Origin of the sequence: Pseudoalteromonas sp. S3776 (genome assembly GCF_005886915.1) — a bacterium.
Lineage (GTDB): Bacteria > Pseudomonadota > Gammaproteobacteria > Enterobacterales > Alteromonadaceae > Pseudoalteromonas.
In genome coordinates this window covers 1-277 of record NZ_PNCU01000252.1, presented here as the reverse complement: position 1 = coordinate 277, position 277 = coordinate 1, and the positions used below count along the sequence as shown (strand labels likewise).

The window sequence follows — 277 nt, the reverse complement described above, 5'->3', positions numbered from 1 at the left end:
ACACGGTACCGACGCCCTTCGTTATACCTTGTACTCACTGGCCTCTACAGGTCGTGACATCAACTGGGATATGAAGCGCCTGGAAGGTTACAGAAATTTCTGCAACAAGATCTGGAACGCCGCCAACTACGTTCAGATGAACACCAAGGGTGAAGACTGTGGCCAGAACGGTGGTGAAGTTGAGCTAACACTGGCGGACAAGTGGATTATTTCCCGATTGCAGCGCCTGGAAGCCCAGCTGGAAAAGAACCTGGCAGATTTCCGTTTGGATCACGCC

Annotated in this window: 1 pseudogene; it reads left to right on the top strand. The window is 52.0% G+C overall.

The features are described from left to right. Positions 1–277, top strand: a pseudogene (locus CWC16_RS19800) (valine--tRNA ligase); the annotation flags it as partial.